The sequence below is a fragment of the Pseudotabrizicola sp. genome (assembly GCF_030684215.1).
Classification (GTDB): Bacteria; Pseudomonadota; Alphaproteobacteria; order Rhodobacterales; family Rhodobacteraceae; genus Pseudotabrizicola.
Genome location: NZ_JAUXOV010000038.1, coordinates 129,344 through 152,515, shown reverse-complemented (window position 1 = coordinate 152,515; position 23,172 = coordinate 129,344). Strand labels below are relative to the sequence as shown.

26 protein-coding genes are annotated in these 23,172 nt (G+C 62.6%); 17 read left to right on the top strand and 9 right to left on the bottom strand.

The window, feature by feature from the left end; all coding sequences use genetic code 11:
* Positions 1–65 precede the first annotated feature (65 nt).
* From Q8K08_RS07040 to Q8K08_RS07030, 3 genes are read left to right on the top strand one after another with little or no spacing between them, the layout of a single operon-like run.
* Entirely contained in the window at positions 66–758 is a 693-nt protein-coding gene (locus tag Q8K08_RS07040) for a DUF484 family protein (protein ID WP_304800260.1), read from the top strand.
* The gene (locus Q8K08_RS07035) at positions 755–1,675 is read left to right on the top strand and encodes a tyrosine recombinase XerC (protein WP_305249612.1); all 921 of its coding nucleotides are present in this window, start codon (positions 755–757) and stop codon (positions 1,673–1,675) included. Before Q8K08_RS07040 ends, Q8K08_RS07035 begins: the two co-directional genes overlap by 4 nt.
* 50 nt (positions 1,676–1,725) lie before the next feature.
* Complete coding sequence (locus Q8K08_RS07030; protein WP_304800264.1) at positions 1,726–2,427, top strand: phosphatidylcholine/phosphatidylserine synthase; 702 nt, start codon at positions 1,726–1,728, stop codon at positions 2,425–2,427.
* On the opposite strand, the gene Q8K08_RS07025 is transcribed toward Q8K08_RS07030, so the two are convergent.
* A complete protein-coding gene (locus tag Q8K08_RS07025; protein WP_304800266.1) occupies positions 2,424–3,260 on the bottom strand; it encodes a DMT family transporter in 837 nt (278 codons plus the stop codon). The two genes, Q8K08_RS07030 and Q8K08_RS07025, sit on opposite strands and share 4 nt — an antisense overlap.
* 119 nt (positions 3,261–3,379) lie before the next feature.
* Between Q8K08_RS07025 and Q8K08_RS07020 the strand changes: the two genes are divergently transcribed.
* The 5 genes from Q8K08_RS07020 to Q8K08_RS07000 all read left to right on the top strand — a co-directional run bounded on the left by Q8K08_RS07020 (position 3,380) and on the right by Q8K08_RS07000 (position 8,129).
* Positions 3,380–4,612, top strand: a complete 1,233-nt coding sequence (locus Q8K08_RS07020) for an MFS transporter (protein WP_304800268.1) — start codon at positions 3,380–3,382, stop codon at positions 4,610–4,612.
* Between the two features lie 57 nt (positions 4,613–4,669).
* A complete protein-coding gene (msrA, locus tag Q8K08_RS07015) occupies positions 4,670–5,326 on the top strand; it encodes a peptide-methionine (S)-S-oxide reductase MsrA (RefSeq protein WP_304800270.1) in 657 nt (218 codons plus the stop codon).
* Between the two features lie 2 nt (positions 5,327–5,328).
* On the top strand, positions 5,329–6,510 hold the full coding sequence (locus tag Q8K08_RS07010; RefSeq protein ID WP_304800272.1) for a geranylgeranyl reductase family protein: 1,182 nt from the start codon (positions 5,329–5,331) through the stop codon (positions 6,508–6,510).
* Positions 6,511–6,727: 217 nt separating this feature from the next.
* Entirely contained in the window at positions 6,728–7,657 is a 930-nt protein-coding gene (locus Q8K08_RS07005; protein WP_305249678.1) for a 50S ribosomal protein L11 methyltransferase, read from the top strand.
* A 106-nt stretch (positions 7,658–7,763) separates the two neighbouring features.
* Positions 7,764–8,129: a hypothetical protein gene (locus tag Q8K08_RS07000; protein WP_304800274.1), complete on the top strand. Its 366-nt coding sequence runs from the start codon at positions 7,764–7,766 to the stop codon at positions 8,127–8,129.
* A gap of 121 nt (positions 8,130–8,250) precedes the next feature.
* Here the strand turns inward: Q8K08_RS07000 and Q8K08_RS06995 are convergent, their stop codons facing one another.
* Complete coding sequence (locus Q8K08_RS06995) at positions 8,251–8,454, bottom strand: DUF1127 domain-containing protein (RefSeq protein WP_304800277.1); 204 nt, start codon at positions 8,452–8,454, stop codon at positions 8,251–8,253.
* Positions 8,455–8,810: 356 nt separating this feature from the next.
* On the opposite strand from Q8K08_RS06995, the gene ruvC reads away from it, so the two are divergent.
* The 4 genes from ruvC (at position 8,811) to ruvB (ending at position 12,108) form a co-directional block, all read left to right on the top strand.
* Positions 8,811–9,323, top strand: a complete 513-nt coding sequence (ruvC, locus tag Q8K08_RS06990) for a crossover junction endodeoxyribonuclease RuvC (RefSeq protein ID WP_304800279.1) — start codon at positions 8,811–8,813, stop codon at positions 9,321–9,323.
* Positions 9,320–10,018 (top strand): Holliday junction branch migration protein RuvA, encoded by a 699-nt coding sequence (ruvA, locus tag Q8K08_RS06985; protein WP_305249611.1) that lies wholly within the window; start codon positions 9,320–9,322, stop codon positions 10,016–10,018. Before ruvC ends, ruvA begins: the two co-directional genes overlap by 4 nt.
* A gap of 117 nt (positions 10,019–10,135) precedes the next feature.
* Positions 10,136–11,035, top strand: a complete 900-nt coding sequence (gene htpX, locus Q8K08_RS06980; protein ID WP_304800283.1) for a zinc metalloprotease HtpX — start codon at positions 10,136–10,138, stop codon at positions 11,033–11,035.
* Positions 11,036–11,079: 44 nt separating this feature from the next.
* A complete protein-coding gene (ruvB, locus tag Q8K08_RS06975; protein WP_304800285.1) occupies positions 11,080–12,108 on the top strand; it encodes a Holliday junction branch migration DNA helicase RuvB in 1,029 nt (342 codons plus the stop codon).
* Positions 12,109–12,165: 57 nt separating this feature from the next.
* Here ruvB and ribD read toward each other — a convergent pair whose 3' ends face one another.
* From ribD to dnaG, 6 genes are all read right to left on the bottom strand, one after another.
* A complete protein-coding gene (gene ribD / locus Q8K08_RS06970) occupies positions 12,166–13,233 on the bottom strand; it encodes a bifunctional diaminohydroxyphosphoribosylaminopyrimidine deaminase/5-amino-6-(5-phosphoribosylamino)uracil reductase RibD (protein WP_304800295.1) in 1,068 nt (355 codons plus the stop codon).
* A gap of 26 nt (positions 13,234–13,259) precedes the next feature.
* On the bottom strand, positions 13,260–13,727 hold the full coding sequence (gene nrdR, locus Q8K08_RS06965) for a transcriptional regulator NrdR (protein WP_304800287.1): 468 nt from the start codon (positions 13,725–13,727) through the stop codon (positions 13,260–13,262).
* 267 nt (positions 13,728–13,994) lie between these two features.
* A complete protein-coding gene (locus Q8K08_RS06960; protein ID WP_305249610.1) occupies positions 13,995–14,279 on the bottom strand; it encodes an HlyU family transcriptional regulator in 285 nt (94 codons plus the stop codon).
* 97 nt (positions 14,280–14,376) lie between these two features.
* Positions 14,377–14,685, bottom strand: a complete 309-nt coding sequence (locus Q8K08_RS06955) for a GIY-YIG nuclease family protein (RefSeq protein WP_305249609.1) — start codon at positions 14,683–14,685, stop codon at positions 14,377–14,379.
* Between the two features lie 44 nt (positions 14,686–14,729).
* Entirely contained in the window at positions 14,730–16,742 is a 2,013-nt protein-coding gene (rpoD, locus tag Q8K08_RS06950) for an RNA polymerase sigma factor RpoD (protein WP_305249608.1), read from the bottom strand.
* A gap of 124 nt (positions 16,743–16,866) precedes the next feature.
* Positions 16,867–18,843 (bottom strand): DNA primase, encoded by a 1,977-nt coding sequence (dnaG, locus tag Q8K08_RS06945; RefSeq protein ID WP_304803403.1) that lies wholly within the window; start codon positions 18,841–18,843, stop codon positions 16,867–16,869.
* A gap of 153 nt (positions 18,844–18,996) precedes the next feature.
* Here dnaG and Q8K08_RS06940 point away from each other — a divergent pair, with 153 nt between their 5' ends.
* The gene (locus Q8K08_RS06940) at positions 18,997–19,620 is read left to right on the top strand and encodes a hypothetical protein (RefSeq protein ID WP_305249606.1); all 624 of its coding nucleotides are present in this window, start codon (positions 18,997–18,999) and stop codon (positions 19,618–19,620) included.
* On the opposite strand, the gene Q8K08_RS06935 is transcribed toward Q8K08_RS06940, so the two are convergent.
* Positions 19,613–20,080, bottom strand: a complete 468-nt coding sequence (locus Q8K08_RS06935) for a CreA family protein (RefSeq protein WP_305249605.1) — start codon at positions 20,078–20,080, stop codon at positions 19,613–19,615. The two genes, Q8K08_RS06940 and Q8K08_RS06935, sit on opposite strands and share 8 nt — an antisense overlap.
* Positions 20,081–20,094: 14 nt before the next feature.
* On the opposite strand from Q8K08_RS06935, the gene ybgC reads away from it, so the two are divergent.
* The 4 genes from ybgC (at position 20,095) to Q8K08_RS06915 (ending at position 23,075) form a co-directional block, all read left to right on the top strand.
* Positions 20,095–20,553, top strand: coding sequence for a tol-pal system-associated acyl-CoA thioesterase (ybgC, locus tag Q8K08_RS06930; RefSeq protein WP_370870524.1), 459 nt, complete (start codon positions 20,095–20,097; stop codon positions 20,551–20,553).
* 163 nt (positions 20,554–20,716) lie between these two features.
* The gene (gene tolQ / locus Q8K08_RS06925; protein WP_304803397.1) at positions 20,717–21,412 is read left to right on the top strand and encodes a protein TolQ; all 696 of its coding nucleotides are present in this window, start codon (positions 20,717–20,719) and stop codon (positions 21,410–21,412) included.
* Between the two features lie 3 nt (positions 21,413–21,415).
* Positions 21,416–21,886: a protein TolR gene (gene tolR / locus Q8K08_RS06920; RefSeq protein ID WP_304803394.1), complete on the top strand. Its 471-nt coding sequence runs from the start codon at positions 21,416–21,418 to the stop codon at positions 21,884–21,886.
* A gap of 25 nt (positions 21,887–21,911) precedes the next feature.
* Positions 21,912–23,075, top strand: a complete 1,164-nt coding sequence (locus Q8K08_RS06915) for a cell envelope biogenesis protein TolA (protein WP_305249604.1) — start codon at positions 21,912–21,914, stop codon at positions 23,073–23,075.
* The last annotated feature ends 97 nt before the right edge of the window (positions 23,076–23,172 follow it).

Sequence of the window (23,172 nt, the reverse complement as noted above, 5' to 3'; positions counted from 1 at the left end):
GCCAGTCTTGTCTGTTTCCGCTATGGTGCGGCACAATTGACCAAGAAAAGCCGGACAAAGTTACCATGATCGAACAAGACCTGCGTGACCGCATCATCGCGGAGCCGGAGACGATTCTCGAAGACCGCGACCTGATGGCGGCGTTGATCGGCGCGAACGAGCGGGCCATGGGCAGCAATATCGTCGATCTGCGTGGCATTGCGATGGAGCGGCTGGAAAACCGCCTGGACCGGCTAGAAGACACGCACCGCACGGTGATTGCGGCGGCCTATGAGAATCTGGCCGGGACAAATCAGGTGCACCGCGCGATTCTGCAGATGCTGGACCCGCTGAGCTTTGAGGATTTCCTGAAAAACCTGTCGACGGATGTGGCGGCAACCTTGCGGGTGGATTGCATCCGGCTGGTGTTGGAATCGGTGCAGGATGCTGAAGACCCGGCGCTGCGGAAACTGGGCGAGGTGCTGTTTGTGGCCGAGCCGGGGTTTGTCGGTGAATATCTGTCGGGCGGGCGCAACGTGCCCCTGCGCCCGGTGACGCTGCGCCAGACGATCCCGTCGTCGGATGCAATCTATGGTGACCGTGCGGGGTGGATTCGGTCTGAGGCGCTGTTGAAGCTGGATTTCGGCAAGGGGCGTCTGCCCGGCATGCTGGTTATGGGGTCCGAAGACCCGCATCAGTTCAAGCCGACGCATGGCACGGATTTGCTGGCGTTTTTCGCTGGCGTGTTTGAACGGACCATGCGCCGCTGGCTGTCATGACGGCAATCTCGCCCCAGGTGCGCGAGGCGTTGGCCACATGGGGCCAGCAGCTTTCGGGGGTGCATGGGGCGGCGCAGAATACGGTTGCGGCCTATCTGCGTGATGTGACGGGATACCTGCATTTTCTGGCGATCCATCGTGGCGGAACCGAGGGTCTGGCGGGGTTGGCGGGGCTGCCACAGGGTGATTTGCGGGCGTGGATGGCGCATGAACGCGCGCGCGGATTGTCGGCGCGGTCACTGGCGCGCGCGCTGAGTTCGGTCAAGAGCTTTACTGCTTGGGTGGCCGACCGGAACGGGGTGGATGCGACCACGGTGCTGTCGGCCCGCGCTCCACGGTTCAAGCGCAAGCTGCCACGTCCGCTGTCGGTAGAGGGCGCCCAAGATATGATCGACACCGTGGCCGATCAGGGCTTTGAGGACTGGATCGGCGCGCGCGACCGGGCGGTGGTGACTTTGCTTTACGGCTGCGGGTTGCGAATATCCGAAGCCCTTGGCCTGACCGGTGCGGCGCACCCGCTGCCAGAGGTCTTGCGGATCACCGGCAAAGGCAACAAGACCCGGCTGGTGCCCGTGCTACCGGTCGCGCGGGCGGCGGTGGCGGATTATGTGCGGCTGTGCCCGTTTGATCTGGCGGCAGATCAGGCATTGTTTCGCGGCGCGCGCGGTGGTGCGTTGAATGCGCGGCTGATCTCGGCAGTGATGGAGCAGGCCCGGATGCAGCTTGGTCTGCCCGCAACCGCCACGCCGCACGCCATGCGCCACAGCTTTGCGACGCATCTTTTGTCAGCGGGCGGGGATTTGCGCTCGATTCAGGAATTGTTGGGCCATGCGTCTCTGTCGACCACGCAAATTTACACGGCAGTGGATGCGGCGCGACTGATGGAAGTTTATGAAAAGTCACATCCGCGCGCGTGATCCACGCCACAGCGGTTGCACCCGACAACGGATTGCTCCATCAAATCGCGATGGATCTTCGTTACAAAGCCCTATCCGTCCACCTGTTGACCGCCTCTGGCGCGGTTTTGTCGATGTTTGCCATGCTGGCAGCCGTTGAGGAAAACTGGAGCCTGATGTTTCTATGGCTGGTGGTTGCCCTGATCGTCGATGGAATCGACGGCCCCTTGGCGCGCCGCTATGAGGTTGACAAGAATTGGCCGAATTACGATGGGGTTCTGCTTGACCTGATAATTGACTTCCTGACCTATGTGTTCATTCCTGCCTATGCCCTGTTCAAATCGGGACTGTTGCCGGGGTGGACGGGGTGGATTGCGATTATCGTGATCGTCTATGGCTCGGTGATCTATTTCGCCGATACTCGCATGAAGACAAAGGATAAATCCTTTGCAGGCTTTCCGGCCTGCTGGAATATGGTCGTGCTGGTGCTGTTTGCAGTGGCCCCCGGAACCGGGTTGGTTCTGGCGATTGTGATTGCGTTGACGGTGGCGATGTTCTGCAACCTCAAGTTCATTCACCCCACGCGCACGAAACGGTGGCGCAACATCTCGCTGCCAGTGTCGCTTTTGTGGGTGGTGTTTGCCGGATGGGCGGCCTTTGTAGACTTTCATCCCGCGTCATGGGCGCATTGGGGGCTGATTGTGACCTCGCTTTACCTGACCTTTGCCGGGATCGCCCAGCAGGTGATCCCCGAACGGTTGGGCCGGCGCTAAAGCCGGGTCAGCAGCACTCCGGCAACGATGACGGCGGCGGCAACGGCTTTTTCGCCGCTCATCTTTTCGCCAAAGGCGATCCAGCCGATCAGCACCGCAAACAGGATCGAGGTTTCGCGCAAGGCCGCGACCACGGCGATTGGGGCGATGGTCATGGCCCAGATGGAAACGGCGTAGGCCGCGTAGCTGGCGGCTGAGGCGACCGAGCCAAACCCCCACGCCCTGCGATCCCGCGGCACAACTGACGTGCCGCGCAGGGCGAGCATGCCGAGGGTGAAGATAATCCCGTCGGCCACAAAGACCCAAGCCACATAGGCGGCAGGCGCGCCCGATATGCGCGCGCCCATGCCGTCAATCATCGTGTAGGTTGCAGTTGCGGCCGCAGAGCCAAGGGCAAAGGGCAGCATCCGGCGGTTCTCGCCACTGGAAAACACACCGCGCGCCATGAGCAGGATGCCAAGGCCCAACACCACAATGGCAACATACTGCCGCGCGCTGACCGCATCGGGCAGCATCATGGCCCCCGCCAGCGCCACAACCATCGGGGCCGCCCCGCGCGCAATGGGGTAGACGCGGGACAGATCGCCCCGGTCATAGGCGTAAGTCAGGAAAAACTTGTAGGCGAAATGGGTGCAGCCTGCGGCAATGACCCAAGGGATCGCGGCGGGGTTGATCGGCGGCGACAGGGCCACAACGGCCAAGCCTATGGGCACCTCGACAACCGACAGAATGACCATCGTGCCAACCTTGGAGGTGCCAAGTTTGATCAGCGCGTTCCACAGCGCATGCAGAAAGGCCGCCCCGAGGACCGCCAGAAACACACCAAGGCTCACGCAGCTGTCCTCGTTTTTCTTATGGGTAAGCGGGGGGCGGGGCATGCGCAAGGGCGGGGCTGTATCCAACACAATCGCGCCCTTGGCGGCGGTCGGGCTTCGGGTGTAGGAGATTGGGTATGTTTGAACGTATATCCCTTGATGATGCCCACCTTTTGCCGCGATGGCGCAGGCCGGAAGCGCTGCTGTATGTAATGGCAGCGGCGATGCCGCTGGCCTTTGCCACATGGTCGGCGGTGCTGAACAACTTTGTGATTGAAATCGCCGGGTTTACGGGCGTGGAGATCGGCTGGCTGCACACAGTGCGCGAGATTCCGGGCCTGCTGGCCGTGCTGGTGATCGCGCTGTTGCTGATCTTTCGCGAACAGGTGTTGGCGCTCTGCAGTCTGTTCCTTTTGGGACTGGCCACGGCGGTGACCGCGTGGTTTCCAAGCTTTGGCGGGCTGCTGATTGTCACCTTGCTGTCGTCGATCGGGTTTCATTATTTTGAAACGGTGAACCAGTCGCTGCAATTGCAATGGGTCGAGAAATCGCGCGCGCCGCAGGTGTTGGGGCGCATCGTGGCGGTGGGATCTGGGGCGGCGCTGCTGGCCTACGGTCTGCTAGTGCTGATGTGGGACCGGTTCAATCTGACCTACGATACTGTTTATATGGTGTCTGGCGGGGCGACGATTGCGCTGACGCTATTCGCGGCATTGGCCTATCCGCAGTTTGTGAACCCGATCAAACAGCGCAATTCCATCGTTTTGCGCCGGCGCTACTGGCTGTTTTACGCGCTGCAATTCATGGCCGGATCGCGGCGGCAGATCTTTGTGGTCTTTGCCGGCTTCATGATGGTGGAACGCTTTGGCATGAAAGTGTCAGAGATGACGGCGCTTTTGCTGATCAACTATGTGTTGCAGATGGTTGCCGCCCCCGCCATGGGCCGCGCACTTGGCCGCTTTGGCGAGCGCAGCGTGATGGCGTTTGAATACACCGGGCTGACGCTGGTGTTCCTGTTCTACGGTGGGATTTACTGGTTTGGCTGGGGCATCGTGATTGCGGGCGCGCTGTATATCGCCGACCAGATGTTCTTTGCGCTGTCCTTTGCGTTGCGCACCTATTTTCAGAAAATCGCTGATCCGGCGGATATTGCCCCTACAGCGGCGGTGTCGTTCACCATCAACCACATCGCGGCAGTGTTTTTGCCGGCGGCGATGGGGTATCTTTGGGCCACCTCGCCCGATTACGTATTCCTTTTGGGGGCGGGTATGGCGCTGATTGCGTTGGGACTGGTGTTGCTGATTCCGCGTCACCCCGAACCGGGCTATGAGACGATTTTTGGCCGGGGGCTGCCTGTCGCTGCACAGTGAGTGGCGTTTCGTGCGGCTTACCCTATATAACCAGTCTGGCTTTAGGAGAGTTTCAAGATGTTCTTCATGAACCGCACCAAATCGCAGATGGTTGACCCCAAACACGCGCTTCCGGGCCGGGCAGAGCCGCTGCCGACCGCAGAGACGCATTTCATTTCCGGCTTGCCGCTGAAATCGCCGGTGCCCGAAGGTATGGAAGAAGCGATGTTCGGCATGGGCTGCTTTTGGGGAGTGGAGCGCAAGTTCTGGCAGCATCCCGGAGTGTGGCTGACCATGGTAGGCTACGCTGCGGGCTATACGCCGAACCCCACCTACAAGGAAACCTGCACCCAGTTGACCGGGCACAATGAGGTGGTTCGGGTGATCTTTGACCCGGCTGTTGTGTCTTTTGACCAGTTGCTCAAGCTGTTCTGGGAAGGCCACGACCCGACCCAAGGCATGCGGCAGGGCAATGACATGGGGTCCACCTATCGGTCGGGTATCTACACCTATACCGACGCGCAGGCGCAGGCGGCCGAGGCGAGCAAAGTGGTGTATCAGGCGGCACTGAACGCGGCAGGGCGCGGGGGCATCACGACGGAAATCCTGCCCGCGCCAGTGTTTTATTTCGCCGAGGACTATCATCAGCAGTATCTGCAAAAGAACCCGAACGGCTATTGCGGCATTGGGGGAACGGGCGTGACCTGCCCGATTGGCACCGGCGTTTCGGCCTGATCTTGGCGCCGCCCGGCTTTGATGTGCTGGTGATCGGGGCGGGGCCTGCGGGCTCTGCTGCGGCTATCACCGCTGTCCGTGCGGGGTTGCGGGTGGCGCTGATCGACAAGGCGGCGTTTCCGCGTGACAAGCTGTGCGGCGGCGGGGTGACGGCGCGCGCGCATGGCTATGCCTGTGCAGTGTTTGGTGATCTGCCAGCGGGGTTGTTCCACATCAGCCGGACAGTGCGGTTTTCCAACGGTACTGAGACCTTGGCCCGGCTGGAGCAGGCCCCGGCGATTTACATGACCATGCGGGCGGGGTTTGATGCGGCCCTGCGTGCCCGTGCGATAGAAGCGGGCGCGGTGGATTATTGCGGCCATCGTATGGCGCACTGCGTGCCAGACGCGGGGCGGGTGGTGCTGGCGGATGGGCGGGTGCTGACCGCGCCGGTGGTGATTGGGGCTGATGGCGTGCATTCAGCGGTGGCGCGGGCGCTGTTTGGCCGGGCCTTTGACCCCGCCACCATCGGCTTTGCGCTGGAGGCAGAGGTGCCGGGCGGTCCGGGGCCGGATACAGAGCTGGACATGACCGCGTTGCCATGGGGTTACGGCTGGGTCTTCCCGAAAACCGGTGGCCGCACGCTGGGCATCGGTGGCGTCTCGGTGCAGGACAAGGACCTGCGCCCGCGGTTCCACGACTGGCTGCGCGCGCGCGGCGTCGACCCGGCGACGGTCAAGATCAAGGGGCATCACTTGCCGTCAGGTGCCTCTAACGCGGTGCCGGGTCGGGGTGCAGTGCTGCTGGCGGGCGATGCGGCGGGGCTGGTCGATCCGATCACGGGCGAAGGGATTGGCTGGGCGATCCTGTCGGGGCAACTGGCGGCAGAAGCGGCAGCAGAAGCGCTGGCGGCGGGCGCGCCGCAAACTGCGCTCAGGCGGTATCAGGTGCGGATGCGACCGATCCGGGCCGAGCTTGTGCGGGCACGGCTGCTGGCAAGACTGGTCTATCACCCGCTGTTGCAACCCCGCCTGCTGCGCGCGCTTGCGTCGTCTGATCATTTTCAGCGCCGCTATCTGGCGCTGTTGGCTGGTGAGATGGATTACGCTGATCTTGGCCCGCGCCGTCTGGTCAGCGTGGTCTTGCGGGTGTTGCGCGGACGGGGCGGTGGCACTCGGCTTGACGCCACGGGCGGCGGCGGCTAGGCCCTGAGGCGCACTTGTCCGAGGTTTTGCCATGCCCACCTATACCGTCCTGACCACCATTGCCGGTGATGATGCCGCCGAAGCCTTGGCGCAGGCGTTGGAGCGGATGCAGCCAGAGCCGCTGGAGGTCGAAATTTATGACGAGGCGGAAACGCCCGGTCTGGCCCGTGTGGTGGCGCTGTTTGCCAAAGAACCCAGTGCGGCGCTGCTGGACGTGTTGGCGCAAGCGTTTGGGGCCACGCCCTTTAGCGTAAGCGAACATGCACAGCGCACCTTTACCGCACTGACCACCCTGCCGGGTGAGGCCGCCGCCAAGGCTTTGGCCGAGGCGATCGAGACGATGGAACCGGCCCCCTACGGCGTGGGCGCGTTTGAGATCGAGGACGATTCCGGGCTGTGGGAGGTGGGGTCTTACTTCCTTGACCAGCCCGATGCCGGGATGCTGGATGCGCTTGGCGTCGCACATGGGGCCAAGCCTTTTGCCATTTCGGAACTGCCCGAAATTGACTGGGTGGCCAAGGTGCGGCGCGAATTGTCGCCGGTGGATGCGGGGCGGTTCTTTGTGTTCGGCAGTCATGATGCCGACCGCGCGGCGGATCTGGGGCCGGACCGCGTGGCCTTGCAGATCGAGGCGACGGTGGCCTTTGGCACCGGGCACCATGGCACGACTCTGGGCTGTCTGCGCGCCTTTGACCGCCTGTTCACCGGGGGCTTTGCGCCTGCGCGCGTGGCCGATATCGGCTGCGGAACGGCGGTTCTGGCGATGGCGGCGGCGGCGGTTCTGCCTGATGCGCTGGTGTTGGCCAGTGATATCGACGAGGTGGCGGTTGATGTGGCGCGCGCCAATGTGGCGATCAACGGTCTGGATGGCCGCATTGAGTGTATGGAGGCGGCGGGCTTTGCCCATCCGCGTCTGGCCGAGGCCGCGCCGTTTGATCTGGTCTTTGCCAATATCCTGAAAGGCCCGCTGATCGAACTGGCCCCGCCAATGGCCGCGCATCTGGCGCCGGGGGGGCTGTGCATTCTGTCAGGTCTGCTGGTTGTGCAGGCCGAGGCCGTCACGGCGGCCTATGTCGCTGCCGGGCATGAACTGGCCGGGCGTGACGACATCGGTGAGTGGTCCACACTGGTTATGCGGCGATTGTAAGACAAAGCCGGGCGATTGTCGCCAAAACGCCGCCACTTTTGCCCCATTATAGCCACATTTCCGCCTTAGGCTTCATCTGTGGGGCGTATGAGTGTGGAGACTGGTCATGTCGGACCCTAGCATCGCGGAATTCAATATGCGCATTGCGCGTATTGAAAATGGGCGCGCAAAAGGCCGTGGCTTTGAAGCGGAAGGGACGCTGGGTCGTTCCTTCTACACCCGGTCAGACCCAAGATATCGCCGCAAATTTCGGCTGCCTGTCCTGCGCCCTGTGTTCCTTGCACTTGTCTTTGGCACTGCCCTGAAGGCGATGTTTCTGTTTCAATTGGGCGCACCTGCCTATGATGCCCGCGTCGCGGGGCTGCTGTCGGGGCAAGGCGTGGACCGGGTTGGCGGTTGGCTCATGCAGGCCGATCCGGTGACAACGGCATTGGCCCGTCAGATATCATTGTTCGCGCGGCTGGACAGATGACGCTTTGACTGCGCCGATTATGGGCGGTCAGGCCTGAGAATGGCAAACCAACAAAAAGGCCGCCAGAGCGATGCTCGGCGGCCTTTGTCATTCGGCTGAACCCTTGTTCAAAGCCTTTGGCTTAGCGGGTCAAGGTCTCAATGTCGCCGCGGCACAGCCCGATATCATCAAGTTCACGGTCCGAAAGTTTGGACAGGGCCTTGCGGGTGATGCGAGCATCGTTCCAGGCAGAAACGGCGGCAAACATGCTGCCGACACCTTGAACGGCGCGGAAAATCGAGATGGCGCCGAACGGCGCCGTGCGGGACGTCTGATAGGCGGCCATGGCGGTTATCCTTTTTAAACTGCTTATACGAGAGGCGTTTTTGCACTCATTGTGCCAGATAACAATGCTGCATGCGCAAAGCAAGATGGCGTCTTGGCATGGCTGCCATGCGCCATTTGCATGAGGCGCCACCCCAATATTGCCTTTATTTTAAGGGCTCGGCGGCTTTCGGCAGGGTTTCGTCGCGCTTGATATGCGGAAGGTCGCTTTTGCTGCGTGTGCATAACGATTGAGTGACAAACCGGCAAGCTGATTGCAGGGCAATACCGGCATCTGGAATTGGCTTGGCCTATGTTCCCCTTTCGTGCTAACCCTTGGAAAAGCAGGAAATCTGGAAAACAGGGGCTGGGGCAGGCATGCGGGTTCTGGGAATCGATCCGGGGTTGCGAAACCTTGGCTGGGGCGTGATCGACGTGGCCGGTGCGCGGATCACCCATGTCGCCAATGGCATATGCCATTCGGACGGGGCCGAGGGGTCTTTGGCCGAACGGTTGCGCAGCCTGCATGCGCAATTGACCGATGTGCTGCGGATCTGGCAGCCGGAGTCGGCGGCGGTGGAGCATACTTTTGTCAACAAAGACGCGGTGGCCACGCTGAAACTGGGGCAGGCGCGTGGTATTGCGCTGCTGGTGCCCGCGCAGTTCGGGCTGGCGGTGGGGGAATATGCGCCCAATGCGGTGAAGAAATGCGTGGTGGGCGTGGGGCACGCGGCCAAAGTGCAGGTGGATCACATGGTGCGCCTGCATTTGCCGGGCGTTGTGATCGCCGGGCCGGATGCGGCAGACGCCTTGGCAATCGCGATTTGCCACGCGCATCATGTGCAATCGTCAGGCCGGCTTGAGGCCGCGTTGAAAAGGGCGGCAGGATGATCGGGAAAATCTCGGGTCGGTTGGACTGGCGCGGCACGGGCGAGGTGCTGATCGACGTGCGCGGCGTGGGCTACATCGTGCATGTGTCGGATCGCACGATGGCTGGGCTGCCACTTTTGGGTGAGGCAGTGTCGCTTTATACCGAGTTGGTGGTGCGCGAAGACCTGCTGCAACTGTTTGGCTTTCCAAGCATGCTGGAAAAGGAATGGCACCGGTTGTTGGTGACCGTGCAAGGTGTGGGTGCCAAGGCGGCACTGGCCATCCTTGGCACCTTGGGGCCAGAGGGAGTGGCGCGCGCGATCACGCTGGGCGATGCCCGCGCGGTACAGGCAGCCCCCGGCGTGGGGCCGAAATTGGCGCAGCGGGTTATCCTTGAGCTGAAGGCCAAGGCCCCGTCGGTGATGGCGGCGGGGGTCAGCCTGTCGGCACGGGCCGAGGTGGACGATAGCGTGATCGAGGACATCGCAGCGGATGCGCGCGCGCCGGCACATGCGGCCGCCAAAAAGCCTGGCAGGGCCGGGGAGGGCCATGCGTTGCGCGCGGCCTATACCGCTGATGCGCTGTCGGCCCTGCTGAACCTTGGCTATGGGCAGGGCGACGCCGCGCAGGCAGTCGCCACGATTGCGGGGGAGGAGCCAGAGGCGGACACTGCCACGATCATCCGCAAGGCGCTGCGACTGCTTGCGCCGAAGTAGGGGGTGCTGCCCCCCGCCTGCGGCCCCCTCGGAGTATTTTGGCCAAGATGAAGGCCGAAGGTCTTTTCAGGGCCTGCGCCATTTCCCATATCGGGGGTTGATCGGAAGGGGTTTGCAATGGGTGGATACGCCAAGACATTCATGTTGATGGCGGCGCTGACGGCGCTGTTCATGGGGTTGGGTGCGATGCTGGGCGGGACCAGCGGCGCACTGATTGCGTTGGCAATCGCAGCGGCGATGAACGTGCTTGCTTACTGGAACTCGGACAAGGCCGTGTTGTCGATGACCGGGGCGAAGGCTGTGGATGAGGCCAGCGCGCCGGGGTTGGTGCGGATGGTCAACCGGCTGGCGGATGGGGCGGGGATGCCGCGGCCCAAGGTTTATGTGATCGACACCGACCAGCCCAATGCCTTTGCCACCGGGCGCAACCCGGAGAATGCGGCGGTGGCGGCGACCACGGGGCTGCTGCGGCGGCTGACCGATCAAGAGGTGGCAGCGGTGATGGCGCATGAGTTGGCCCATATCCGCAACCGCGATACGCTGATCATGACGGTCACAGCGACGTTCGCCGGGGCGATTTCGATGTTGGCCAATTTCGCATTGTTCTTTGGTGGAAGCCGGGAGCGGCCCGGTGGGATGATCGGGACGATTGCCTTGATGATCCTTGCCCCTTTGGCGGCGGCCTTGGTGCAGATGGCGATTTCGCGCTCACGCGAATATGAGGCCGACCGGGTGGGTGCCGAGATTTGCGGCAATCCGTCCTGGCTGGCTGATGCGCTGCGAAAGATCGAGGCCTTTGCCAAGGGCATCGACAACAACGCTGCAGAGCGCAATCCGGCAATCGCCCATATGTTCATCATCAACCCGCTGCATGCCCATGCCCATGACAAGTTGTTTTCCACCCATCCCAATACCGCCAACCGGATTGCTGCGTTGGAGGCAATGCGCGGCGTGGCGCGGTCGTCGGTGCCGCGTGCGGGTGGGCAGGTTGCCCCGAAATCCGGGCCTTGGGCCTGATCTAGCGGCTTGCAAAAGGGCGGGCGTTCGGGGATTGTTCCGCCATGTTGGAACCAGACCCCGCCCTGCGCCCTGAGCGCCTTCCCGAAGACACTGACCGCGCCTTGCGGCCACAGGGATTGGACGAATTTATTGGGCAAGCGGAGGCGCGGGCCAATCTGCGCGTGTTCATCGAGGCCGCGCGGATGCGCGGTGAGGCGATGGATCACACGCTGTTCCATGGACCTCCTGGTCTTGGCAAGACCACATTGGCTCAGATTATGGCGCGTGAGTTGGGAGTGGGGTTTCGCATGACCTCTGGCCCGGTGCTGGCCAAGCCGGGCGATCTGGCAGCGATTCTGACCAACCTTGAGCCGCGCGATGTGCTGTTCATCGACGAGATTCATCGGTTGAGCCCGGTGGTGGAGGAGGTTTTGTATCCGGCGCTGGAGGATTTTGCGCTGGATCTGGTGATTGGCGAGGGACCGGCCGCGCGCACGGTGCGGATCGAGTTGCAGCCCTTTACGCTGGTCGGGGCGACCACGCGGCTGGGGCTTTTGACGACGCCGCTGCGCGACCGGTTCGGGATTCCGACCCGGTTGGAGTTCTATACCGAGGCGGAGTTGCATGAGATTGTCACCCGTGGCGCGCGGCTTCTGGGCGTACAGGCCGAGCCCGAGGGCTGCCGCGAGATTGCCCGCCGCGCGCGGGGGACGCCGCGCATTGCCGGGCGGTTGTTGCGCCGGGTGGTGGATTTCGCGCTGGTTGAGGAAGGCGGGCGGATCTCGCGCGCGCTTGCCGACCGGGCGTTGACGCGGCTGGGAGTGGATCATCTGGGTTTGGACAGCGCGGACCGGCGCTATCTGGTGCTGCTGGCCGAAAATTATGGTGGTGGGCCTGTAGGTGTGGAAACCATAGCTGCCGCGTTGAGCGAGCCGCGCGATGCGATTGAGGAAGTGATCGAGCCTTATCTTTTGCAGCAGGGGCTGATCCTGCGCACACCGCGCGGGCGTATGCTGGGGGCCAAGGCCTGGCGGCATCTGGGGCTGGAGGCCCCAAAGGTTCCGGGGCAGGGCGATCTGTTTGAGGGCTGAGACTGCGGTTGGCGGTGGATGCGCTCCGCGCGGGAGTATTTGGAAAGCAGCAAGCTTTTAGGCGCGCCTCCAATGGGTGAGGGTGTCCGGGCCGAGTGTCTGGTGCGTCAGCAGGTCGAACGCGGGAGCGTCTGCGAGCTGTGTCAGGCCAAATGGGCCGAGAGCTGCGGTGCCATCAGCGCCCATCAGTCTGCCGGCGGTCAGGTGAATCAGGTCATCGACGAGACTCGCTTTGACCAGGGCTGCGGCGATGGTGCCGCCGCCTTCGCTCAGAACGCGGGTGATGCCTTGGGTGGCGAGGATGCGCAGTGCAGCGGACAGATCGAGATGGGGTCCGGTTGTCGTGCAGGGTAGCAGGCGTGCGCCGGTCGCGGCCCAGGCGTGTTGTGCGGGCTCGGGCGCGTCGAGCGCATGCAGGATCCAGACCGGGTGCAGACGCGCTGTCGCGCCAAGGCGGCTGTCGGGGCGGTGGGACAAGTTGCGGTCCAGCAGGATGCGGATCGGTTGATGCGTCGCCCCGATGTCGCGTGCGGTCAGATCTGGGTCATCTGCGCGGGCGGTGCCGGAGCCGACCATAACCGCATCATGGTTGAGGCGAAGGCTGTGGACAAAGCGGCGGGCTTGCGGGCCGGTGATCCAGCGGGATTCGCCGTCTGATGTAGCGATACGCCCGTCGATGGTGGCGGCGAGTTTGAGGGTGACGAAGGGCAGACCTTGGGTCACGCGTTTGAGAAAACCGGCATTCAGGCGGCGTGCCATATCGTCAAGGATATGTTCGGTGACTGCGATGCCTGCCGCGCGCAGCATGGCGTGGCCTTTGCCTGACACGCGGGGGTCTGGGTCTGTGAGGGCGGTGACAACGCGGGTGAGCCCGGCAGCGATAAGGGCTTCTGCACATGGCGGGGTTTTGCCGTGATGGGCGCAGGGTTCGAGTGTGACATAGGCGGTTGCGCCCTGCGCGTCACCGGCCTGATCCAACGCGCGGCGTTCGGCATGGGGACGGCCGCCGGGTTGTGTCCAACCCCGGCCCAGAACGCGGCCGTCGCGCACAATCACGCAGCCAACGGCAGGGTTGGGCCAAGTGCGGCCAAGCCCCCGCGCGGCAAGCGCGAGGGCGTGGGCCATGTGGTCAGTGTCGCGATCGGTCGCTGTCACTCTTCCGCTTTTTCGCCGGGGCGCAGTTCGCTGACGAATTTGTCGAAATCATCAGCCGCCTGGAAGTTCTTGTAAACGCTGGCGAAACGCACGTAGGCCACCGTATCGATGCGGGCGAGGGATTCCATCACGATATCACCGATGGTGCGCGACGGGATGTCGGTATCGCCGATGGATTCCAGCCTGCGCACGATGCCCGAGATCATCTGGTCGATGCGTTCGGGATCGATGGGGCGTTTTTGCATTGAAATGCGGATGGCGCGCTCCAGCTTGTCGCGGTCGAAATCCTCGCGTTTGCCAGAGGATTTGATCACCACAAGGTCGCGCAATTGCACGCGTTCATAGGTGGTGAAGCGACCGCCGCAGGCCGGACAGAAACGCCGCCGCCGGATGGCAACGTGATCCTCTGCCGGGCGAGAGTCCTTCACCTGGGTGTCGATATTGCCGCAGAATGGGCAGCGCATGGGCCCCCTCCTTGCTGATCGTTGATGTGCCTGCCTCTAATCCCGGTGTTACCCCGGGTATTTATCCACAGACTATAGGGGTAAGCCTGTGATTTGGGCTAGGGCGAAGTTTGCGCCGCATCATCTGGGGGGGAAGGGTGTGGCGCGCAGGACTCAGGCGGGGCGGATTTGCATCTGTTTTGCGTATGGCAAAGGTATGGCTGACGTGGGGCTGGCGGTGCGCAAACGGCGCGCCCGGCCAGAGCGCGCGCGCCTACAAGGGCGCGTTCAGGAAAACAGGGTATCTCCCAACTGGTCGATGGCCTGCTTTGCCTTGGCGACCGAGGCCTCGGCGGCCTCTTCCAGAGAATTGCGGGTGTCGGCGCGGATCAGCTGGTGGGTCTTGACCGTGCCGTCGATGGTCTTTTCCACGCGGGCGGCGATGCGGAACACAGAGCCTTCGCGGATCGGCGCGGGGATGATGCGGAAGTCGTTGTGCAGGACCGGCTCGGCGCCTTTGGCGGGGGGCGAGGATTCGGTTTTGCCAAACAGGCGCGAGAGGAATGAGGGCATGGGGCGACTCCGGGCTTTTGGCCAGAATGATCGGTTTTGCCCGGAGGGGCAAGCGCGGGGCGCGGGTTTTGGCCGGGATGGCGGGGTGAACCCCGCCCTACGGCTGCGAGACCCGGCGCGGGCGATGAGACCGATTGTAGCCGGTGTCTGGGTCGTTTGAACGAAGGGTTCGGATGAACTCGCTCTCCTTTTGCGTGACAAGCAGCTTGTCGTCACTTTCAAACAGGATCGTTTTCCTCAGTGTGAAGTCGCGCAGGTCTTCGACGGTGAAATCGGCTTCGACGCTTTCATTGTGCCATGACCCAAAATACCGCAAGGCGTGACCCGGCTCGCCAATATCCTTGCCCACATAGATTTTTCCGTTTGGGAAGGTGATCTTGTAAACGACGTATCGCAGCTTTCGCATTCTGTGCCTGAGCTAAGAAAAAGCGCCCCGGGGGGCGCTTTTGGTTATTGGTCGAGGAAGCTGCGCAGCTTGCGGCTGCGGCTTGGGTGCTTCAATTTCCGCAGGGCTTTGGCCTCGATCTGGCGGATGCGTTCGCGGGTCACGCTGAACTGCTGGCCGACTTCTTCCAGCGTGTGGTCGGTGTTCATGCCGATGCCAAAGCGCATGCGCAGCACACGTTCTTCGCGTGGCGTCAGGGAGGCCAGAACGCGGGTCGTGGTTTCCTTCAGGTTTTCCTGAATGGCGCTGTCCAGCGGCAGGATCGCGTTCTTGTCTTCGATGAAGTCACCAAGCTGGCTGTCTTCCTCATCGCCGATAGGCGTCTCCAAGGAAATCGGCTCCTTGGCGATCTTCATCACCTTGCGGACCTTTTCCAGCGGCATTTGCAGCTTTTCGGCCAGTTCCTCGGGCGTCGGTTCGCGGCCGATTTCGTGCAGCATCTGGCGGCCGGTGCGAACCAGTTTGTTGATCGTCTCGATCATATGGACCGGAATACGGATGGTCCGCGCCTGATCAGCAATCGACCGGGTGATCGCCTGACGGATCCACCATGTGGCGTAGGTCGAGAATTTATAGCCGCGACGGTATTCGAACTTGTCCACGGCCTTCATCAAGCCGATGTTGCCTTCCTGAATAAGATCAAGGAATTGCAAGCCCCGGTTGGTGTATTTCTTGGCAATCGAGATCACCAGACGCAGGTTGGCCTCGACCATTTCTTTCTTGGCCTGACGCGCTTCTTTTTCGCCCTTTTGCACCTGATTGACGATGCGGCGGAATTCGGAAATGTCGACGCCGATATACTGGCCTACAACGGCCATCTCGGCGCGCAACTCTTCAACCTTGTCGCGCGAGCGTTCCATCAGTGCCTGCCAGCCGCGACCACCTTTGGCGGCCATGCGGTCGCACCATGACGGGTCCAGCTCATAGCCCTGATATTCGTCGATGAATTCGCGACGGTTGATCCGGGCGGCATCGGCCAGTTTCACCATGCCCGAGTTGATGGTCATGATCTTGCGGTTGATGCCATACAACTGGTCGATCAGCGCTTCGATTCGGTTGTTGTGCAGGTGCAACTCGTTCACCAGCACCACGATTTCAGACCGAAGTTTTTGGTAGGCGGCTTCATCCGTGGCGGAGAAGCTGCCTTTTTCGGACAGTGTCGCGCTCATGCGGGCTTCTTGCATGTCGGCCAGATTGACGTAGTCGCGGGCGATGACGGCCAGCGTTTCAAGCACTTTTGGCTTGAGTGCGGCTTCCATCGCGGCCAGCGACATGTTCGACGCTTCGTCATCATCGTCGTCGTCATCGCTGCCCATCAGCGGGTTGCCGTCGGCGTCGAGTTCCGGCTCGGCGCTTTCGGTGCGGCGTGGTGCGGCGGCGGCGGTGACATCTACGCCTTCGAGGCCGGGGGTGCCGATCGCGCCGTCCATGTCTTCTTCGCCGTCAAGGCTGCGGCCAAATGTGGCCTCAAGGTCGATGACGTCGCGCAGCAGGATATCTTCGTTCAGAAGTTCGTCGCGCCAGATGGTGATGGCCTGAAAGGTCAGTGGGCTTTCACAAAGCCCGAGGATCATCGTGTTGCGGCCAGCCTCGATCCGCTTGGCGATGGCGATTTCGCCTTCGCGTGACAGCAGTTCCACGCTGCCCATTTCACGCAGGTACATCCGTACCGGGTCATCGGTGCGGTCCAGCGTTTCGGTGGTGCTGCCGGCGACGGCCACCTCGCGTGAGGTGGAAGACGTTTCCACCAGATCGCCACCGATCACCGGTTCGGCGTCTTCGACTTCGTCATCCTCGATCACGTTGATGCCCATCTCGGACAGCATCGACATGACGTCTTCGATCTGTTCCGACGACACCTGCTCTGGCGGCATGACCTGATTAAGCTGTTCGTAAGTGATGTAGCCACGCTCCCGCGCGTCGGCGATCATCTTCTTGACGGCGGCCTGGCTCATGTCGAGAGAGACATCGGCCTCGTCTGCTTCGGGTTTGCCGTCGTCGGTGTCTTTCAGGGCCATGGGTGCTCCTTGAGGGCGCGAAGGGCGAATCGGTGCGGACGTTTCCGAATCAATACCGCGAATCACGCCGGATTAAAGGTCGAATGGCGCATTTTCTTGCCCGAGAGGGCCGGAAAAGGGTTACTCAATGCTTACCACCACGGCCGCCACGTGTGAAATCAATCGAGTCGTGGAGCGACCGGGCACGATTTAGTTCATCTCGGTCCAGTTCAATGCCATTCGGGGCGATCACCGATTCGCCCTTGGCATCTTGTGGTCCGCGTGCGGCGGAGTGTCTTGCCTCGGCGGCTTTGGACACGCGCCAGGTGAGGCCTTCATCAGCCACGCCTGTTACATCGTCTTCGGCATCGGCAATTTCAAGGCGGTGCGCGCGATCAGCTTGCAACCTTGCCAAGGCCTCGGCCAGACAGTGTTCGGCGGCGTCATCGGGGGCGTCTGCGCCAATGGCGGCGGTGATGCGCACATGGGGGTGCAGCAGGACGGCCTCGGTCGGGTGCGGAGCCTCGGCCATCAGGATCGCCCGCAGATCTGGGGCGGATTGGTGATACAGGATCAGACTGCGCAGAGTGTCATGACCAATGCCGACGAAATCCAGCCGCTCGATAGCGGACTCGAATTGTGCGATCAGGTTGGGGTGGTGGATGCAGGTGGCCAGAACCACCGCTTCACGCAAAGAGTCCTGCACCAGATCGGCGGGGGTGGCGAGCAGGGATAGCTTGGTGCTGGCCATCGGGGCCACGGGTTGGAACGGTTTACCCTTTTGGCCCGGCTGCCACGGCGCGCGGGGGGGGCGCGGGGTAAAGGGGCGGGCGGAGGTGCCGAACAGATCCCACCTCAGGCGTTTGATTTCCTCGCCGTAATGGCCCCTGATCGACGGATCGGCAATGCGCTTGAGCGCGGCGCGCAGGGTTTTATCAAGTGCTGCCTTGCGTTCCGGGCTGTCGAAATTTTTGCCCTCGGTTTCGCGCTTCCACAGCAGGCTGACCATCGGCTGCGCGGTGTCGATTACCTTTTGCATCGCCGCGGCTCCCTGTTGCTTGATCAGGTCATCGGGGTCGAGGCCGGGTGGCATGATTGCAAAGCGCAGGCCCTTGCCCGCCTCTAGCAGTGGCAGGGCAAGGTCGATGACGCGCAGGGCGGCACGGATGCCTGCCGTGTCGCCATCCAGCGCGATGACCGGCTCATCCGAGATACGCCACATCAGACGCAGTTGGTCTTCGGTGACGGCGGTGCCAAGGGGGGCCACGGTGGCCTGAAATCCGGCCTCGGACAGGGCGATCACATCCATGTAGCCTTCGGCCACGATCAGAGGCAGACCCTTGCCTGCCGCCTCACGCGCGGGGGCGTGGTTGTAGAGGTTGCGGCCCTTGTCAAAAAGATCGGTTTCCGGGCCGTTGTAGTATTTGGCAGGGTCGCTGGCCGACATTGCGCGCCCGCCAAGGCTGATGGCGCGACCACGGGCATCGCGTATGGGAAAAATGATACGGTTGCGAAATCGGTCATAAGGCTCGCGCTTGGGATCATCCGGTTTGGCGCAAAGCCCGGCCGCGACCAGCAGGTCGGCGGAGACGCCCTTTTGCGTCATCGCCTTGAAAAGACCATGCCAGCCATCCGGCGCAAAGCCGATGTCCCAACGGTCGATTGCGGCTTCGGTCAATCCGCGTTTGGCGATGTAGGCGCGGGCATCTGCCGCCGCCCCTGTCTTGAGTTGCAGGCGGAACCATTTGACGGCTTCTTCCATCACCTCCACAAGCTGGGTGCGGTGGTCTTGCTTTTCTGCTGCGCGCGGGTCGCGGGCGGGCATCTGCAACCCGGCCTCACGCGCCAGAATCTCAACTGCTTCCATAAAGCCGGTGTTTTCGCTTTCCTTGATGAAGGTCAGCACATCGCCTTTGGCATGGCAGCCGAAGCAGTAATAGAAACCCTTGCGGTCATCGACGTGAAAGCTGGCGGATTTTTCCTGATGGAACGGGCAGGGTGCCCACCAGTCGCCTTTGGCCATGTTCGACTTGCGCATGTCCCATGTGACCTTGCGCCCTACGACTTGCGAGAGCGAGATCCGGGTGCGCAGTTCATCTAGGAATCCGGGGGGCAGAGACATGACTTCTATATCGGGTCTCTTGGCTTTCGAGTCCAGCGCGGGTGGTGATGTTGAATGCGCTCCGCGCGGGAGTATTTGCCAAGCAGCAATTCGGGGGCGTTGTCACGACCGGCAAGCGGCGCTAAGTGCGGGCAAGGCAAGCGGAGGGGCAGCATGGACGCGGGCGAAGTGGGACACCTGTTCACGCGGGGCGATGGCAGCTTTTTATGCGCGCGCTGGGGCCGGCCCATTGTGCCGGTGGTGTTCGGGGTCGATGACGCGACGCTGCGGGTCGTGAAGGGTGCCGTTGAGGCGGTCGTGGCCTTGGCCGGCCATGAAATGTCGGAGACAGACCCGGAACTCGGCGCGAACCTGATGCTTTTTTTCGTGCGGGACTGGGATGAGTTGCGCGGTGTGCCCAATCTGGACCGGCTGATTGACGGGCTTGGGCCGTTGCTGGACCGGCTGGAGGCGGCCGAGGCCAATCAGTACCGGGTGTTCCGGTTTGACCAGAACGGCGCGATCCGGGCCTGTTTTGTGTTTTTGCGGATGGACGAGCATCTGTCTGCGGTGCCTGCCGAGATATTGGCATTGTCGCAGGCCGTGCAGTCGATCCTGCTGTGGAGCGACCGTGCCTTTGTCGGCACTTCGCCCCTTGGGCTGGTGGGCGAGGTGGCGGTGCTGAAGCCGCAGATTGCAGGCGTTATCCGCGCCGCCTATGACCGGGCGCTGCCGGTGATGGCGCAAGACCCAAGCCACGCGCTACGGTTGCTGGCGCGGATTGGCGCGATCAATTAGCGGCCGGATTGTCCGCCACATTGCCCAGCGGGATGACCGACATAGACATTTTGCCCGAGCCTTGGGTCAGCTCGTTTGCATGGGCAAGATACACCAGCGCATTGTTGGTCGCATCATAGATGCGGGTGACACGCAGGGATTTCAGGATCAGCGACTGGCGTTCGGAAAAGACCGTCTCGCCCTTGCGGTCCCGGGCGATATTGCCCAGTGTGATCGGACCGGTCTGGACGCAATCCACCGCAGAATAAGACGGATCCTCAAACCAGTTGCCATTTGCCAGCCGGTCAATCAGGGAGCGGTCGAAATAGGCAACATGGCAGGTGATGCCTTGCACTTTCGGGTCGGGCACGCTTTCGATGATGATGTCATTGCCAACCCAGTCCACACCGACGCGGCCGATCTGTTCGGACAGGGCGGGGGTGGCGAGGGTCAGGGCGACAAGAAAAGCGGCGCGGTACATGGCAAACTCCGGTTATGGCGGTCGGGAACGTGGCGGGGGGCTTCGGGTTCCGCGGTTTGAAAAAGAAAGGATCGGCTGTGGCGCATCGGCATGACGTTCGGGTTTATTACGAGGACACCGATCTGGCGGGGATTGTCTATTACGCCAACTATCTGAAATTCATCGAGCGGGGGCGCAGTGAATGGGTGCGCTCGCTTGGGGTTGATCAGGGGCGGCTGCGGGCGGAGGAGGGAATTGTCTTTGCCGTGCGGCGGGTAGAGGCGGATTATCTGCGGCCTGCGGTGTTTGATGATCTGCTGGCGGTGACCACCGAGTTGGTCGAGTTGGGGGGGGCCAAGATCGTGCTGGATCAGGCGGTTTGGCGCGGCGAGGTGCGGCTGTTTGCGGCCCGCGTGGTGCTGGTCTGTGTGGGGCCCGCGATGGGGGCGGCACGGATACCTGCGGCGGTAAGGGCCGCGTTGCAGGGCGGCTGAGCTGCTGATTTCGGCATTGGCCTGCGCCATGCCCTGCGCGCGTGCTGCATGTTTCAGCAATCCACCGCCTTGTGACGCAGATGTGTTGGCAATCCGCTTCATTTCCAGATAGAATCACTGGTAACAGGCGGTCGATAAGGCCCCGATAACAAGAGCAGGCGTAATGGAAACGGAAACCCTTGCGATGGCGCAGGAGATTGATTTCTCTTTGATCGCCCTTTTTGCACGCGCAACTGTGACGGTGAAAGTCGTCATGATCATGCTGATCGTGATGTCATTCTGGTCATGGGCCACGATCGTGCAAAAGCACATCATGTATCGTCTGGCCCGGCGTGAGGCCGAGGTGTTTGACCGGGCCTTTTGGTCGGGCGAGCCGCTGGATGAGCTGTTTGAGAAGATCGGGCCGACGCCGGACGGATCAAGCGAAAAGATTTTTGCTGCTGGGATGCTGGAGTGGCGGCGCAGCCACCGGCAGGATGGTGCGCTGATCGCGGGGGCGCAGGCACGGATTGACCGGGCGATGAATGTGGCAATCTCACGCGAGAGCGAGCGGCTGAACAACGGGTTGTCGTTTCTGGCGACCACAGGGGCGACCGCGCCGTTCATCGGGCTGTTCGGCACGGTCTGGGGGATCAAGCACGCGTTTGAGCAGATTGCCATCAGCCAGAACACCAACCTTGCCGTCGTGGCCCCCGGTATTGCCGAGGCATTGCTGGCGACGGGCATCGGTCTGGTCGCGGCTATTCCGGCGGTGGTGTTCTACAACAAGCTTAACGCCGACAGTGAGCGGATCCTGGGCGGCTATGAAAGCTTTGCCGACGAATTCGCGACGATCCTGTCGCGCCAGTTGGACGCCTGAGCCATGGGTGGTGGGGTTCAACAGAAATCGGGCGGCGGGTCGAATCGCCGGCGTCGCGGCAAGTCGGCGGCGATGGGTGAGATCAACGTCACGCCTTTTGTCGATGTGATGCTGGTGCTGTTGATCATCTTCATGGTGGCCGCACCGATGCTGACGGTGGGCGTTCCAGTGGAATTGCCGCGCACGGCGGCCAGTGCCTTGCCGACCGAACAAGAGGAGCCGCTGACGATCACATTGACGGCGGATGGGCGGACGTTAATCCAGAACTCTGATGTCGAAGTGGGCGAGTTGATCGTGCGGTTGACGGCGATTGCGGCAGAGCGGACCAGCAACAAGGTGTTTTTGCGCGCCGATGGGGCCATTCCCTATCAGCGGGTGGCGCAAGTCATGGGCGCGCTGAACGCGGGTGGGTTCAACTCTATCGGTCTGGTGACCGATACGGACGGGCCTGCCATGAACGGCAGCGGCAACTAGGGCCGATTGGGAAGCAACGCGCGCGATGCAGACGGGCACCCTCATTTCCGGCGTTGGCCATGCGGCCTTGATCCTCTGGGTAATTCTGGGGGATTGGCTGTTTGCGCGCAAGGATGCCCCGGCGGTCGAGGTGGCAGAGGTGTCGTTGATCTCGGCGGCAGAGTTTGATGCGATGGTGGCGGCAGCGCCGTCAACGCCCGAGCCTGCGCCGACCGCGGAACCCGCACCAGAGCCGCCCGCCCCTGCGCCGGAACCAGAGCCTGCGCCAGTGGTAGAGCCGCCGCCGCCCGTGGTGCCGGAATTGCCTGCGCCCAGCCAGACCCCTCCGCCTGCGCCGGAACCAGAGCCCGTGCCCGAGCCTTTGCCGGAAAACAACGGTGTAGCGGATGCGCTGCCCTTGCCGGTGAACCCGGACCCGATCCCCGAGGTCCCGCTGCCGCCAACCTCCAGCCCGCGGCCCAAGCCTGCGCCGCGTGTGGCCCCTGTGCCGGTGGATGCGCCCCAACCCGCGGTAGAGGTGGCTGAAGCCCCCGCCCCGGCGGTGACGCCCGACCCGGTGGACGTGCCCGATGTGGTAGAGCCGGAACAGCCCGAAGCGCAGCAACAAGAAGCGGGCACCGTGCTGGAAACCGAAGCGAATCGCGATCAGCAGGTTGCGGCGTCTGGTGCGCCGCCGACCAGCCCGCGTCCACGCGGCCGCCCGGCGCGCAGTGAGGCCCCGGCGGTGGAAACCGCACGGCCAACGCCGACCCCGACACCCACGCCCAATACCAATGCGGATGCAGTGGCGGCGGCGCTGGCCGAGGCACTGGCCGAACCCGCAGAAACGCCGCGCCCCAGCGGCGCAACCAATGCGCCGCAAGGCCCACCGATGACCAGTGGCGAGCGCGACGCCATGCGGGTTGCGGTGCAGCAGTGCTGGAATGTGGGCAGCCTGTCGTCGGATGCGCTGAACACGACTGTCGTGGTCTACGTCTCTGTTCTCCAGACCGGGGTGCCGGATGCAGGGTCGATTCGCCTGATCAGCTCGACCGGTGGCACGGATGCAGGCGCGCGTGGCGCGTTTGAAGCGGCACGGCGGGCGATTATTCGTTGTGGCGCAGGTGGTTTCCCGCTGCCGCCCGAGAAATACGAACAGTGGCGCGAGATGGAACTGGTGTTCAACCCGGACGGGATGCGGATGCGATGATCACATTTACGCCAAAAGATGCTGAAACGGGGCGACCCCTGTTCCTTTTCCCCCTAACCCCGGCGAAGGCTGCGCTATGCTGCCCGCAACAGACCGA

Coding starts and splice junctions, on each gene's coding strand:
- Q8K08_RS07040 (WP_304800260.1), top strand. CDS start 66: ATGATCGAACAAGACCTGCGTGACCGCATCATCGCGGAGCCGGAGACG.
- Q8K08_RS07035 (WP_305249612.1), top strand. CDS start 755: ATGACGGCAATCTCGCCCCAGGTGCGCGAGGCGTTGGCCACATGGGGC.
- Q8K08_RS07030 (WP_304800264.1), top strand. CDS start 1,726: ATGGATCTTCGTTACAAAGCCCTATCCGTCCACCTGTTGACCGCCTCT.
- Q8K08_RS07020 (WP_304800268.1), top strand. CDS start 3,380: ATGTTTGAACGTATATCCCTTGATGATGCCCACCTTTTGCCGCGATGG.
- msrA (WP_304800270.1), top strand. CDS start 4,670: ATGTTCTTCATGAACCGCACCAAATCGCAGATGGTTGACCCCAAACAC.
- Q8K08_RS07000 (WP_304800274.1), top strand. CDS start 7,764: ATGTCGGACCCTAGCATCGCGGAATTCAATATGCGCATTGCGCGTATT.
- Q8K08_RS06995 (WP_304800277.1), bottom strand. CDS start 8,454: ATGGCCGCCTATCAGACGTCCCGCACGGCGCCGTTCGGCGCCATCTCG.
- ruvC (WP_304800279.1), top strand. CDS start 8,811: ATGCGGGTTCTGGGAATCGATCCGGGGTTGCGAAACCTTGGCTGGGGC.
- ruvA (WP_305249611.1), top strand. CDS start 9,320: ATGATCGGGAAAATCTCGGGTCGGTTGGACTGGCGCGGCACGGGCGAG.
- htpX (WP_304800283.1), top strand. CDS start 10,136: ATGGGTGGATACGCCAAGACATTCATGTTGATGGCGGCGCTGACGGCG.
- ruvB (WP_304800285.1), top strand. CDS start 11,080: ATGTTGGAACCAGACCCCGCCCTGCGCCCTGAGCGCCTTCCCGAAGAC.
- ribD (WP_304800295.1), bottom strand. CDS start 13,233: ATGGCCCACGCCCTCGCGCTTGCCGCGCGGGGGCTTGGCCGCACTTGG.
- nrdR (WP_304800287.1), bottom strand. CDS start 13,727: ATGCGCTGCCCATTCTGCGGCAATATCGACACCCAGGTGAAGGACTCT.
- Q8K08_RS06960 (WP_305249610.1), bottom strand. CDS start 14,279: ATGCCCTCATTCCTCTCGCGCCTGTTTGGCAAAACCGAATCCTCGCCC.
- Q8K08_RS06955 (WP_305249609.1), bottom strand. CDS start 14,685: ATGCGAAAGCTGCGATACGTCGTTTACAAGATCACCTTCCCAAACGGA.
- rpoD (WP_305249608.1), bottom strand. CDS start 16,742: ATGGCCCTGAAAGACACCGACGACGGCAAACCCGAAGCAGACGAGGCC.
- dnaG (WP_304803403.1), bottom strand. CDS start 18,843: ATGTCTCTGCCCCCCGGATTCCTAGATGAACTGCGCACCCGGATCTCG.
- Q8K08_RS06940 (WP_305249606.1), top strand. CDS start 18,997: ATGGACGCGGGCGAAGTGGGACACCTGTTCACGCGGGGCGATGGCAGC.
- Q8K08_RS06935 (WP_305249605.1), bottom strand. CDS start 20,080: ATGTACCGCGCCGCTTTTCTTGTCGCCCTGACCCTCGCCACCCCCGCC.
- ybgC (WP_370870524.1), top strand. CDS start 20,095: ATGGCGGTCGGGAACGTGGCGGGGGGCTTCGGGTTCCGCGGTTTGAAA.
- tolQ (WP_304803397.1), top strand. CDS start 20,717: ATGGAAACGGAAACCCTTGCGATGGCGCAGGAGATTGATTTCTCTTTG.
- tolR (WP_304803394.1), top strand. CDS start 21,416: ATGGGTGGTGGGGTTCAACAGAAATCGGGCGGCGGGTCGAATCGCCGG.
- Q8K08_RS06915 (WP_305249604.1), top strand. CDS start 21,912: ATGCAGACGGGCACCCTCATTTCCGGCGTTGGCCATGCGGCCTTGATC.